General features: G+C 74.2%; 1 protein-coding gene. It reads right to left on the bottom strand.

All coding sequences use genetic code 11. From position 1 onward, the window contains the following. On the bottom strand, nt 1-523 hold a 523-nt coding region (locus GJV64_RS15405), incomplete at both ends, for a penicillin-binding protein activator (protein ID WP_164158406.1).

Here is a 523-nt window from a genome sequence, read left to right as displayed (position 1 = left end):
GGCACCACCGCCGTGGACCGCCCGCCGGCATCGGCCACGGCGCGCACGAAGGCCAGCTGCGCGCGCTGGCCATAGGCACCCTGCGGGACCAGCGCCGCGAAGCGATCGACACCCCGGCTGCGGGCATAGGCCACCGCGCGGGCAATGGCCTGATCGGGCTGGAAGCCCAGCACGAAGACATTGCCGCCGGCCGCCGCCGCATCGTTGGAGAAGGACAGGATCGGCACCGGCCGGCCGGCCACCGCCGCCGCGACCGCCGGCACCTCGCTGCCAAGCAGCGGGCCAAGGATGAGGCCGGCGCCCTCAGCCATCGCCTTTGCAGCGGCTTCGCCGGCCCCTGGCGCCGTGTCGATGGTGACAAGCTTGACCTGCGGTTTGCCGAGATCAGCCAGCGCCATGGCGGCGGCCTTGGCGATCGAATCGCCCAGCGCCGCGTTGGGGCCACTCAGAGGCACCAGCAGCGCCACCGTGTTCAGCTGCTCCACCGGTGCCGGCCGCTCGACCGGCGCGGCCAGCGGCGGCG

The sequence above is a fragment of the Sandarakinorhabdus rubra genome, from assembly GCF_010994245.1.
GTDB lineage: Bacteria > Pseudomonadota > Alphaproteobacteria > Sphingomonadales > Sphingomonadaceae > Sandarakinorhabdus > Sandarakinorhabdus rubra.
The sequence above is the reverse complement of the archived record's forward strand: the minus strand, read 5'-3'. Positions and strand labels throughout refer to the sequence as shown.